The organism is Enterobacter sp. B79-1 (assembly GCF_057444735.1).
In genome coordinates this window covers 545,393-558,586 of sequence record NZ_JBYAZJ010000001.1, presented here as the reverse complement: position 1 = coordinate 558,586, position 13,194 = coordinate 545,393, and the positions used below count along the sequence as shown (strand labels likewise).

At 58.3% G+C, this 13,194-nt stretch carries 8 protein-coding genes; 3 read left to right on the top strand and 5 right to left on the bottom strand.

What is annotated here, in order from left to right; translation table 11 throughout:
• Positions 1 to 8 precede the first annotated feature (8 nt).
• A complete protein-coding gene (gene hrpA / locus AC2T6E_RS02605) occupies positions 9 to 3,911 on the top strand; it encodes an ATP-dependent RNA helicase HrpA (protein ID WP_486690453.1) in 3,903 nt (1,300 codons plus the stop codon).
• 82 nt (positions 3,912 to 3,993) lie between these two features.
• Here hrpA and AC2T6E_RS02600 read toward each other — a convergent pair whose 3' ends face one another.
• The 5 genes from AC2T6E_RS02600 to AC2T6E_RS02580 all read right to left on the bottom strand — a co-directional run bounded on the left by AC2T6E_RS02600 (position 3,994) and on the right by AC2T6E_RS02580 (position 10,365).
• On the bottom strand, positions 3,994 to 4,653 hold the full coding sequence (locus tag AC2T6E_RS02600; protein WP_486690451.1) for an O-methyltransferase: 660 nt from the start codon (positions 4,651 to 4,653) through the stop codon (positions 3,994 to 3,996).
• Between the two features lie 101 nt (positions 4,654 to 4,754).
• Complete coding sequence (locus AC2T6E_RS02595; RefSeq protein WP_486690449.1) at positions 4,755 to 6,134, bottom strand: efflux transporter outer membrane subunit; 1,380 nt, start codon at positions 6,132 to 6,134, stop codon at positions 4,755 to 4,757.
• Positions 6,131 to 7,213, bottom strand: a complete 1,083-nt coding sequence (locus AC2T6E_RS02590) for an HlyD family secretion protein (RefSeq protein ID WP_108417011.1) — start codon at positions 7,211 to 7,213, stop codon at positions 6,131 to 6,133. Before AC2T6E_RS02590 ends, AC2T6E_RS02595 begins: the two co-directional genes overlap by 4 nt.
• Before the next feature lie 22 nt (positions 7,214 to 7,235).
• Positions 7,236 to 8,888 (bottom strand): MFS transporter, encoded by a 1,653-nt coding sequence (locus AC2T6E_RS02585; protein ID WP_316382834.1) that lies wholly within the window; start codon positions 8,886 to 8,888, stop codon positions 7,236 to 7,238.
• A gap of 157 nt (positions 8,889 to 9,045) precedes the next feature.
• On the bottom strand, positions 9,046 to 10,365 hold the full coding sequence (locus tag AC2T6E_RS02580) for an MFS transporter (RefSeq protein WP_486690446.1): 1,320 nt from the start codon (positions 10,363 to 10,365) through the stop codon (positions 9,046 to 9,048).
• Positions 10,366 to 10,757: 392 nt separating this feature from the next.
• Between AC2T6E_RS02580 and AC2T6E_RS02575 the strand changes: the two genes are divergently transcribed.
• Positions 10,758 to 11,549 carry a YdcF family protein gene (locus tag AC2T6E_RS02575; RefSeq protein WP_120158102.1) on the top strand — a complete coding sequence of 264 codons (792 nt, stop codon included), beginning with the start codon at positions 10,758 to 10,760 and terminating at the stop codon, positions 11,547 to 11,549.
• 198 nt (positions 11,550 to 11,747) lie between these two features.
• On the top strand, positions 11,748 to 13,187 hold the full coding sequence (gene aldA, locus AC2T6E_RS02570) for an aldehyde dehydrogenase (RefSeq protein ID WP_316382840.1): 1,440 nt from the start codon (positions 11,748 to 11,750) through the stop codon (positions 13,185 to 13,187).
• The last annotated feature ends 7 nt before the right edge of the window (positions 13,188 to 13,194 follow it).

Below are 13,194 nucleotides of genomic sequence, written 5' to 3'. Positions count from 1 at the left end.
TTAACGCTATGACAGAACAACAAAAATTAACCTTCCCGATGCTCCTGCAACAGCTTGATTCCCTGATGCTGCGCGATAAACAGCGCTTTGCCCGCCGTCTGCACGGGGTGAAGAAGGTTAAAAATCCTGATGCACAACAGGCCATTTACCAGGAGATGGCGAAAGAGATTGAACAGGCGGCAGGGAAAGTTGCGCTGCGTGAAGCCGCACGCCCGGCGATCACCTACCCGGAAAACCTGCCCGTCAGTCAGAAAAAACAGGACATCCTTGAGGCCGTCCGCGACCACCAGGTGGTCATTGTCGCGGGGGAAACCGGTTCGGGTAAAACCACCCAGCTGCCGAAAATCTGTATGGAGCTTGGGCGAGGGCTAAAAGGGCTGATTGGCCACACCCAGCCGCGTCGTCTGGCGGCGCGTACCGTGGCAAACCGTATTGCCGAAGAGCTGCAAACAGAGCCGGGCGGCTGCATTGGTTATAAGGTGCGATTCAGCGACCACGTTAGTGATAACACCATGGTCAAGCTGATGACCGACGGTATTCTGCTGGCGGAAATCCAGCAGGATCGCCTGCTGATGCAGTACGACACCATCATCATCGATGAGGCGCATGAACGCAGCCTGAACATCGACTTCCTGCTCGGCTATCTGAAAGAGCTGCTGCCGCGTCGCCCGGATCTGAAAATCATCATCACCTCCGCGACCATCGACCCGGAGCGCTTCTCGAAGCATTTCAACAACGCGCCGATTATTGAAGTCTCGGGCCGCACCTATCCGGTAGAGGTGCGCTATCGCCCGATTGTGGAAGAGGCGGATGATACCGAACGCGACCAGCTTCAGGCCATTTTTGATGCCGTTGACGAGCTGGGTAACGAAAGCGCGGGCGACATCCTGATCTTCATGAGCGGCGAGCGCGAAATCCGCGATACCGCAGATGCGCTCAGCAAGCGCGACCTGCGCCACACCGAGATCCTGCCGCTTTACGCGCGCCTGTCAAACAGCGAGCAGAACCGTGTGTTCCAGCCTCACGGCGGACGCCGCATCGTGCTGGCAACTAACGTGGCGGAAACCTCGCTGACCGTGCCGGGCATCAAATACGTGATTGATCCGGGCACGGCGCGCATCAGCCGCTACAGCTACCGCACCAAGGTCCAGCGTCTGCCGATTGAGCCAGTCTCTCAGGCATCCGCCAACCAGCGTAAAGGCCGCTGCGGCCGCGTGTCGGAAGGGATCTGTATTCGTCTCTATTCCGAAGACGATTTCCTGTCGCGCCCGGAATTTACCGACCCGGAAATTCTGCGAACCAACCTGGCGTCCGTTATCCTGCAGATGACCGCGCTGGGGCTGGGCGACATCGCGGCGTTCCCGTTCGTTGAAGCGCCGGACAAACGCAACATTCAGGACGGCGTACGTCTGCTGGAAGAGCTGGGCGCGATTACCACCGACGAGCAGGCCACGGTCTACAAGCTAACGCCGCTGGGCCGCCAGCTCAGCCAGCTGCCGGTCGATCCGCGTCTGGCGCGTATGGTGCTGGAAGCGCAAAAGCACGGCTGCGTGCGCGAGGCGATGATCATAACCTCGGCGCTCTCCATTCAGGACCCGCGCGAGCGTCCGATGGACAAGCAGCAGGCGTCTGACGAAAAGCACCGTCGCTTCCACGACAAAGAGTCCGATTTCCTCGCCTTCGTAAACCTGTGGAACTATCTCGGCGAGCAGCAGAAAGCGCTCTCCTCGAACCAGTTCCGCCGCCAGTGCCGCGTGGATTTCCTCAACTACCTGCGCGTGCGCGAGTGGCAGGACATCTACACCCAGCTGCGCCAGGTGGTGAAAGAGCTGGGCATTCCGGTTAACAGCGAGCCTGCTGAGTACCGCGAGATTCATATCGCGCTGCTGACCGGCCTGCTGTCCCACATTGGCATGAAGGATGCCGAAAAGCAGGAGTATACCGGCGCGCGCAACGCCCGTTTCTCCATCTTCCCGGGTTCCGGCCTGTTCAAGAAACCGCCGAAGTGGACCATGGTTGCCGAGCTGGTAGAAACCAGCCGCCTGTGGGGGCGCATTGCCGCGCGTATCGATCCGGAATGGGTCGAGCCGGTGGCGCAGCACCTGCTGAAACGCTCGTACAGTGAACCGCACTGGGAGCGCGCGCAGGGCGCGGTAATGGCGACCGAGAAAGTGACTGTCTATGGCCTGCCGGTGGTTGCCGCGCGTAAGGTGAACTACAGCCAGATTGACCCGGCGCTCAGCCGCGAGCTGTTTATCCGCCACGCGCTGGTGGAGGGCGACTGGCAGACCCGCCACGCGTTCTTCCGTGAAAACCTGAAGCTGCGCGCCGAAGTGGAGGAGCTTGAGCACAAGTCCCGCCGCCGCGATATTCTGGTGGACGACGAGGCGCTGTTTGAGTTTTACGACCAGCGCATCAGCCACGATGTTATCTCCGCCCGCCACTTCGACAGCTGGTGGAAAAAGGCCAGTAAAGAGACGCCGGACCTGCTCAACTTCGAAAAGAGCATGCTGATTAAAGAGGGGGCGGAGTCGGTCAGCAAACTCGACTACCCGAACTTCTGGCATCAGGGCAACCTCAAGCTGCGGTTGACCTATCAGTTTGAGCCGGGGACTGACGCGGACGGCGTGACCGTCCACATTCCGCTGCCGCTGCTGAACCAGGTGGAAGAGAGCGGGTTTGAGTGGCAAATTCCTGGCCTGCGTCGCGAGCTGGTGATTGCGCTGATCAAATCCTTGCCTAAGCCGGTGCGCCGTAACTTTGTGCCTGCGCCCAACTACGCGGAAGCGTTTTTAGGCCGCGTCACGCCGCTGGAAATGCCGCTGCTGGACGCGCTCGAGCGCGAGTTCCGACGCATGACCGGCACTACCATCGACCGCGAAGACTGGAACTGGGATCAGGTGCCCGATCACCTGAAAATCAGCTTCCGCGTGGTGGACGACAAAAACAGAAAGCTGCAGGAAGGCCGTTCGCTAACAGAGCTGAAGGATGCTCTGAAGGGCAAAGTTCAGGAAACGCTCTCTGCGGTGGCGGACGATGGCATCGAGCAGAGCGGGCTGCATATCTGGAGCTTTGGTCAGCTTCCGGAAAGCTACGAGCAGAAGCGCGGTAACTATAAGGTCAAAGCCTGGCCGGCGCTGGTGGACGAGCGCGACAGCGTGGCGATCAAGCTCTTTGATAACCCGCAGGAACAGCAGCAGATGATGTGGCGCGGGCTGCGTCGCCTGCTGCTGCTGAACATCCCGTCGCCAATCAAGTATCTGCACGAGAAGCTGCCGAACAAAGCCAAGCTGGGGCTGTACTTTAACCCGTACGGCAAGGTTCTGGATCTGATTGACGACTGCATCTCCTGCGGCGTGGACAAGCTGATCCACGAGGCGGGCGGTCCGGTCTGGACGGAAGAGGGCTTTGCACAGCTTCATGAAAAGGTGCGCGCCGAGCTGAACGACACCGTGGTAGAGATTGCCAAACAGGTCGAGCAGATCCTCACCGCCGTGTTCAATATCAACAAACGCCTGAAAGGGCGCGTGGATATGACCATGGCGCTGGGGCTTTCGGACGTGAAGGCGCAGATGGCGGGGCTGGTCTACCGTGGTTTTGTCACCGGCAACGGCTTCAACCGTCTGGGCGATACCCTGCGCTATCTGCAGGCGATTGAGAAACGTCTGGAAAAAATGGCCATCGATCCGCACCGCGACCGCGTTCAGATGCTGAAAGTGGAAAGCGTGCAGCAGGCATGGCAGCAGTGGCTGAACAAGCTGCCGCCCGCGCGCCGCGACGATGAAGACGTTCAGGCGATCCGCTGGATGATCGAGGAGCTGCGCGTCAGCTTCTTTGCCCAGCAGCTCGGTACGCCGTATCCGATTTCGGATAAGCGTATCCTGCAGGCGATGGAGCAGATTTCCGCTTAAAAACCTTGCCCGGTGGCGCTGCGCTTACCGGGCCTACGGGAGAATATGTAGGCCGGGTAAGGCGTAGCCGCCACCCGGCTGGTTATCGTTCTACAATCGCCAACGTAAACCCATCCCATCCCTTAATCCCCACCGTTTGCAGCGCGGTGGCGGTTAAGCGCGGGTTATCCCCAATCATCTCGATGAAACGACGCACACCCAGCACGCGCGCGTCGTCGCTTTGCCCGTTAATGACCTCGCCGTCGCGCACCACGTTATCGCCAATGATTACCGTGCCGGGGCGGGAATAGTGCAGCGCCCACTCCAGATAGCCGGGATTGTTGGGCTTATCGGCATCAATAAAGATCAGGTCGAACGGTGGAACGTCACCGAAATTCTCCAGCGAGTTCAGCGCCGGGCCTTCAATTAATTGAATACGATCGGTTAGCCCCGCGAGGTGAATATTCTGGCGGGCAACATCGGCATGCGTCGGGTCAGCCTCGAGCGTAATCAGCTTCCCATCCGGCGGCAGGGCGCGCGCCATCCAGATTGAGCTATAGGCACCCAGCGTACCGATCTCAAGAATGCGTCTTGCCTGCGTCATGCGTACGAACAGCGCCAGCAATTGCCCCTGATTGGCGGCCACATCGTGCTCGGGTAGCCCGGCGCGTTTGTTGTTTTCCAGTACCTGACTCAGTACATCATCATCAGGAATAAGCGAAGAAATCATGTAATTATCTACTGCAGACCACTGTTGTTGCATAGATTGACTCCTTGAGAGGGATTGCCGGGTGGCGGCTGCGCCTTACCCGGCCTACGGGGCGAAATGTAGGCCCGGTAAGCGCAGCGCCACCGGGCAGGTTTTCAGGCACTGACCCAACCGCCACCCAGCGCTTTATACAAATCAATTTGCGCCAGCAGCAGGTTATTTTTCACCTGTACCACGCTGGTCTGCACCGAGAACAATGTACGCTGCGCGTCCAGCACGTCCAGATAAGATGAATAACCGTTGCGATAGCGATTCTGCGCAATGCGCAGCGTCTCCTGCGCCACATCCTGCTGGGCAAGCAGCTCCGTCAGCTGTTCCTGATAGCGCGTAATGGCATCAAGGCTGTCATTCACCTCAGCAAATGCGTTACGCACGGCTTTTTCGTAGCTGTATAGCGCCTGATTACGCTGGGACTGGGAAATATCCACCTGCGCATTCAGCGCCTGACGGTTCAGCAGCGGCGCAAGAATACTGCCGCCAACGCTCCACAGCTGGAGTGGGTTATCCAGTAAGCCTGACAGGGTGCGATCCTGGACCGATCCGGTTGCGGTCAGGTTGATCGACGGCAGCAGGCTGGCGCGTGACGCGGCAAGCGTCGCATCTGCCGCCACCAGCTGACGTTCAGCCTGAACGATGTCCGGGCGGCGGTTTAACAGCGTGGATGGCAGCTGTGACGGCAGCTTCAGCGGCGTCAGTAGGTCGAAGTTTTCACTGCGGGCCACATCGCCTGGATTACTCCCGAGCAGGAGGCTTAGCGCGTTTTCCTGCTGCGTAATTTGATGCTGCAACAGTGGAACCTGCGCCCGTGTAGAACGCAATTCGGAGTCGGACTGCATGAGCTCCAGACGCGAGCTATAGCCCGTCTCAAACTGACGCTTCGCGAGGTTAAATGCCTCTTCGCGTGATTTTAGCGTGGACTGGGTCACGCGCAACTGTTCGTCAAGCGAGAGAAGGGTGATATACCCGGCAGCTACCGACGACGCAACGGTTAAATCCGCGGCGACGGCAGCGGCTTTTTGCGCCTCCAGCGACGCCTCGGCGGCATTGGCGGTGCTGCGATTGACGCCCCAGATATCAACGTCGTAGCTGGCGGTCAGACTCCCTTTGTACAACGTCCCGTAGACCGGCAGCCCGGTCGCGGCAGACTGTGAGCGGGCGCGCGTGCCCGTTACGCCCGCATCAAGGGACGGGAACAGGCTGCCGTCCGCAGCATAAACTCGCGCCTGATACTCATTAATCCGCTCGCGGGCAATCAGGACGTCGCTGTTGTTTTTCAGCGCCTGGTCCACGTAGCGGTTCAGGTTATTGTCGTGGAAATTTCGCCACCAGAGCTGTTCCGCCGGGCTGTTCGGCCCCGACGCGGCGCGCCACTGGGCGGGGATCTGTAGTGACGATGTTGCAGGTTCAACTTCAACCGACTGGCATCCGGCCAGCATCACCGCCACGACCAGGCTGGCTAGTGGACGAAGGGTCATTGCTTCGCCTCCCGCGTATCAATCGTCACCTGCACCGACATGCCGGGGCGCAGCAGCTTGTACTCTTCCGGTTTCCCGAGCACTTCAATGCGCACCGGAATGCGCTGCGCGATTTTAACAAAGTTACCCGTGGCGTTATCCGGCGTGATGGCGCTGAACTCCACGCCCGTCGCCGGTGAGATACTCTCCACGCGGCCCTGATACGCTTTGTCGTTCAGGGCATCGACGGTGAATTTTACCGGCTGTCCGACGCGTAGCTCTGCCAGCTGCGTCTCTTTGATATTAGCGATCACCCAGTGCTGCGGCGGAACCAGCGTGGTGAGGTGCGTCCCGGCGGTGACATAAGCGCCCAGACGTACGGCAATCTGGCCGAGCTGACCGTCGCGCGGGGCGATAATGCGGGTGTTTTGCAGGTCAATCTGCGCCAGCTCCAGCGCTGCTTTCGCGTTTTCAACATCCGCCTCCAGCGCACCACGGTTGACGATGACCGTCTGCAGATCCTGACGCGACATCTCAAGCGTCGCTTTGGCCTGATCGATATCCGCGCTGCCCTGAGCCGCGCTGGCGAGCGCCGCGTCGCGCTCGCGAATGGAAAGGGAACCGTCTGCCGTCAGATCCTTCACGCGCTTTAAATCTGCCTGCGTTTTCAGGCTCTGGGCGCGGGCATTTTTCAGCGCCGCGTCGTTTTTGGCGATCGTCGCTTCGGCGCTTTTACGCTGCTGCAGGTTGTTATTGAGCGCGGCAATTTTCATCGCCAGCTGCGCCTCGGCCTGATGGACGCGCTGTCGATAAATACGATCGTCGATCTGAAACAGCACCTCGCCTTTTTTAACCTGCACAAAGTCCTGAACGTTCACCTCGGTGATATACCCATTCACCTGGGGGCTGATAAACGTCGTCTGGCCGCGCACGTAGGCGTTGTCGGTAAACTGTGCGTGGCGGGTGAACGGCGGCAGCTGCCACGCGTACAGGATCACCAGCACCCCGACAATACCGATGGCGGCGGCGGTGAATACGGAAACAATGCGCACATTTTTGCGGGTGTTGGCCTGCTCTTTGGCGGCATCCTGCTGACTCATAAACTCTCCAGAAATAGTTCAATTATTTGTTGCCGGTGGCGTTCTTCAGCGCCATACGGGCAGTGATGCGCAGGCGCAACAGGCGCCATAAAATCCAGACCAGCGTGGCGGCGGCAATGCTCGCCGTCAGCAGGTAAGTATCGTTGTAAGCCAGAATGTTTGCTTCCAGGGTGGTGACGGTTTGCAGCTGCGTAATCGCCTGCGTTCCCAAAAGCGCGCTGTCGCCGATCAGGCTTTGGTACATCTGGGTGTAAGCCTGAATGCGTTCATTCACCAGCGGGTTCAGCGTGGTGAGCTGGTCGGCCAGCAGGCTGGAGTGGTACTTCTCGCGCCAGGTCTGAAAGGTGCCGAGAATAGCGGAACCCAGCAGGCCGCCAATGTTCTGGCTCATGCCAAACATCACCGAGAAGCTGACCAGATTGCGCGGGTCGGCGATGACCCCACCGATGGCTGCCAGCATCGCGGGTGCCAGGAAGAAGGCGCTGCCGAAGCCGAGCAGGAACTGGCTTAACATCAGCTGATCCGGCCGGGTCAGACTGTTGGACTGGCTGTCCAGCAGCGAGGCGATAATCATCAGCGCCAGCGAGGTGATGATTGGCCACGCCAGTTTTGTCGGCTTGATGGTAAGACAGCTGGTGACGATCCCGCAGACAATCCCGGCGAAAATGGACCACGCCAGGTGGGTCATCTGCTCGTTCTGTAACCCCACGTACTGCAGCCAGCCGATGACCCCGGTGTTTTGCTCGGCCAGTACGATGCGGATCAGCAGCATGATCAGCCCTAAACGGACGATGCTGCCGCTCGAAAGCCAGCGGGTGTTCAGTAGCGGGTTGCTGCGGTTATGTTCGAACACAATGGCGGAGACAATCAGCACCAGCGAGAGCGCCAGCGACCAGCCGATCCAGGGGGCTTCGAACCACCAGTCCAGACGGCCCAGGGACAGAACTGCGCACAGCAGCGCCACGCCGGGCGCCAGCAAAAAGAAGGTGATGAAATCTTTTTTCTCGAACACTTTTCGCCTGTCACCCGGCGGCAGCTTCAGCGCCATCACGCAGGCAAGCGAGATCAGGGCCAGACCCAGTTCGAAGAAGTAAAGCCCGCGCCACTCGTCAAGCTGCAACAGTTCCGTAGAAAACAGGCGCGCCAGCGGGATTGCCAGTGACGAGCCGGTGATGCCAATCGTCAGCGCTTTCAGGCGATGCTTCGCGGGCCACGCCTGGATCTGGTAGTAAATACCCAGTGAGCTCAGCGCGGCAGCGACCATGCCGTGGGCGGCGCGCACCATCAGCGCGGAGCTGAGATCGTTCACGAAAAGGTGGAAAAAGGTCACCAGCACATACAGCACCAGAAAACCTTCCGTAAAGGCGCGCAGACCGTACTGCTGACGGAATTTCACCAGCAGCAGGTTGATGGAAACGTTGGTCATCACATACACGGCGGGCAGCCAGGCGATTTCGGTTGACCAGGCGCCGAAGGTGCCCTGAAGGTTTTGTAGATTGGCGGTGACGACCGCATTTCCCAGGGCTCCCGTCAGGCAGACCAGCAGGCCTACGATGCCGTAGGCAATCCGTTTGGGCGTGCTGTGCTCCGGCGTGGAAGGCGAACCCAGCAGAGCGGGTTTCTCGTGTGGCTGCCACTCGCGAGGAGCATAAGGATCGCGTTCGGGCAGGCGCATAACGTTGTTTACCTTTGAAAAAATTGAAGAATTAACGGGCACGCGATTCTACGTCTGCCGCAAAACATAATTCAAGTGAATATGATTATCGCATGTTAATCAAATGTTGAGAGGACGCTTGAACAAAAAGAGCGGCCCGGGAAGGGCCGCTGAAAGGTCAGATGTGGTCAGGTTGTGCCTGGACGGCGGGAGTTGGTTTGACCCGGCTGGCGCAGAAAATGGCGATCAGCGAGATAACGACCGTCACCGCCAGATACCAGGCTACCGGCACCCAGTCGCCGTCGTATTTCGCCAGCAGACCGGTGGCGATCAGCGGGGCGGTACCGCCTGCCAGCGCGGCACCTAACTGATACCCGAGGGTGATGCCGGTGTAGCGCACGTTGGCACTGAAAATTTCAGAGCACAGTGTGCCGAGTACCGCCGTTACCGGCGCCCAGAGCACGCCAAACGCGATGACGGTGGCGAGGACAATGCCCCAGGTCGTGCCGGTATTGAGCAGCATAAACCACGGGACGATAAACAAGCCGAGCACGAAGACGCTGACCGTATACATGCGCTGACGACCTATTTTATCGGAGAGCAGCCCCATCAACGGGATCATAATGGTGGCAACCAGCGCGCCCAGGGTCACGGCTTCCAGCGCCTGAGATTTTTGGTACGTCAGCGTGGTGGTGGCATAGCTCACCACAAACGTCGAGAAGATATAGAACGGGGCGGTTTCGACGACCTTCAGACCGGCAGCAATCAACACTTCACGCCAGTGGTGTTTCAGGGTATCGCGCAGGGGCGCTTTCGCCACCTGGCCCGATTGTTTTACCTTCTGGAAATCAGGCGTCTCGTCGATGTCCTTACGGATCCACAGCCCGATCAAGACCAGAATTGAGCTGAGCAGGAACGGGATGCGCCATCCCCAGGAGAGGAAATCGTCCTCACTGAACAGCGTCATCAGCGAGACAATAAAGGTCGCCATCAGCATGCCGATGGTGACGCCCGCCTGCGGAATGCTGCCGAAAAAGCCTTTGCGTTTTTCAGGCGCGTATTCGTAGGCCAGCAGCAGCGCGCCGCCCCATTCACCGCCAATGCCCATGCCCTGAATGATGCGCATCAGGATCAGCAGGGCGGGTGCCCACATGCCAATCATGTCGTAGGTGGGGAGCAGGCCGATCGTGACGGTTGCACCTCCCATTAATGACAGCGTCAGCACCAGCGTTTTTTTGCGCCCGATACGGTCCCCGATGTGGGCGAAGAGAACACCGCCAATGGGGCGGATAAAAAAGGTCAGCGAGAACGAGAGATAAGAGAGGATCAGCCCGATTACCGGGTCGACCATCGGAAAGAAAATCTTGTTAAACACCAGCGCGGCGGCGGTGCCATAGAGAAAATAGTCAAACCATTCAATGGAGCTGCCGGTGAGGCTGGCAATTAAAACCTTTTTGTTTTTGCGTAAAACCGTCGTTGTACTTTCATGTTGTGTCATGATCTGAAGCTCCGCCACAGAGAGGATGAATGCGGTGTCACCTGGCGCGCTTCAGGTGCAACCCGCAGTAATAAAAAGGTTGTGAAATTGTTAAGCAACTTAGGGTTGGATAGGGCGTTTGGCAAGCAAAGGGCGGGCTATACTGGTCAGATCACGGTGAAATTAGCAGCGACTGGTGCTTTGACATGCGGTTTGACTGGCATGATGTTTTGTATGCCGGATAATCAAAAGCATAACATGCAGGTGCAACCCAATTGTTTTTGGATGTTTCTGGTTATTTCAAAAAAATACCAGAAAATGCAGAGTGACAGGCGTTTTGGCTTTAGGAGTGATCCCCTGTTCAGCCGTGACGCGTGCAGTACTCTGAACGTAAACGCTGTAAGGAGGTAACGATGACACTGGCACTTTTTCCTTCTCTACCCGGCTCGACGCTTAATGCCGTCAACACCGTCGGCTCGTGGCTTGCGCAGGACGATCGCCGCAGTCAGCCTGTTGATGCCGTGATCCTTGCAGGGAATGCGGTCATCCCTACAATCGATGCCGCCTGTAAAATAGCGGCCGAACAGGCCATCCCCCTGCTGATCAGCGGCGGTATCGGGCACTCAACCACCTTCCTTTATGCCGCGGTGGCGAAACATCCGCGTTACAACACCCTTCCCACGACCGGACGGGCCGAGGCGGCAATCCTCGCCGATATCGCGCGTGAGTTCTGGAATATTCCGGCAGACAAAATCCTGATAGACGATCAGTCAACGAACTGCGGCGAGAACGCCCGGTTTAGCTGGCATATGATGAAGCAAAAGGGTCTGAACGCCGGGCGCGTCCTCGTGGTACAGGACCCGACTATGCAGCGCCGCACGATGGCGACCTTTGCTCGCGTTTGCCGGGAAGAGGCCGTTTCGCCGGAGTGGATTAGCCATCCCGGCGTGACGCCGGTGCTGCAAAACAGTGAAGACGGCCTGGCGTTTAGCGGCGCTAGCGAAGGACTCTGGCCGGTGGAGCGCTATCTGTCGCTGGTGCTGGGGGAACTGCCGCGCCTGCGGGACGACATTAACGGCTACGGCCCGGCGGGGCGTGACTTCATTGCGCACGTGGACATTCCTGACGAGGTGGAGAACGCGTGGACCCTTCTGCGTAATGACGCCATCCTCACCGACGCGCTGGTCAGCCGTTCTCTGCTCTAGCCCTCTGCCCGTTTGCGCCAGGTTTTACGCAAACGGGCATTTAATGTTGCCGATTTGTGATTGTATAAATTGGCTGACCCGTTTCTTTTTTGAGATATCTCACAAAAACAGCCTCATAGGATAGGAAATCGTCCCTGGAATTATAGTTTTTAACAATGCATTTACTTGTCAAAAACAGTGTAATTACAGGAGCAGGTCATGACGGTACCCGTACAACATCCTATGTATATCGATGGACAGTTTGTTGCCTGGCAGGGTGATGCCTGGATTGATGTGATCAACCCGGCCACAGAAGAGGTCATTTCCCGTATTCCCGATGGCCGTGCTGAAGATGCGCGCAAGGCCATCGACGCCGCTGAGCGTGCCCAGCCTGGCTGGGAAGCTTTACCCGCCATCGAACGCGCCGGCTGGCTGCGCAAAATCTCTGCCGGGATCCGCGAACGCGTCAGTGAAATCAGCGCGCTGATTGTCGCCGAGGGCGGCAAAATCCAGCAGCTGGCAGAAGTTGAAGTGAACTTTACCGCAGACTACATCGACTATATGGCCGAATGGGCGCGCCGCTACGAAGGCGAAATCGTCCAGAGCGACCGTCCGGGAGAGAATATCCTGGTCTTTAAACGCGCCCTGGGCGTGACCACCGGGATCTTGCCGTGGAACTTCCCGTTCTTCCTGATTGCCCGCAAGCTCGCTCCGGCACTGATTACCGGCAATACCATCGTGATCAAACCCAGCGAGTTCACGCCGAATAACGCCATCGCGTTCGCCAAAATTGTCGATGCGATCGGCCTGCCTAAAGGGGTCTTCAACCTGGTGCTGGGACGCGGTGAAACCGTGGGCCAGGAGCTGGCGGGCAATCCGAAGGTGGCGATGGTCAGCATGACCGGCAGCGTGGGGGCGGGTGAAAAGATCATGGCCGCCGCGGCGAAAAACATCACCAAAGTGGCGCTTGAGCTGGGCGGCAAAGCGCCCGCTATCGTGATGGACGATGCGGATTTGGAACTGGCGGTGAAAGCGATAGTGGATTCCCGCGTGATCAACACCGGGCAGGTCTGCAACTGCGCGGAACGCGTCTACGTGCAAAAAGGCATTTACGACCGTTTCGTCAACCGTCTGGGCGAGGCGATGAAAGCCGTGCAGTTTGGTAATCCCGCAGAGCGCACTGATATTGCGATGGGGCCGTTGATTAATGCCGCCGCGCTTGAGCGCGTGGAGCAGAAGGTGGCGCGAGCGGTACAGGAAGGGGCGCGAGTCGCGCTCGGCGGTAAAGCGGTTGAAGGCAAAGGATATTACTATCCACCAACCCTGCTGCTGGACGTGCGTCAGGAGATGGCCATCATGCATGAAGAGACCTTTGGTCCGGTGCTGCCCGTCGTGGCGTTTGACACGCTGGAAGAGGCGCTGAAGATGGCTAACGACAGCGACTACGGGTTGACCTCTTCTATTTATACGCAGGATTTGAATGTTGCCATGAAGGCCATCAAGGGGCTCAAATTTGGCGAAACCTATATCAACCGCGAGAACTTTGAAGCGATGCAGGGCTTCCACGCGGGCTGGCGCAAGTCAGGGATTGGTGGGGCCGACGGTAAGCATGGTCTGAATGAATATCTGCAAACGCAGGTGGTCTACCTGCAGTCTTAATCTGAAC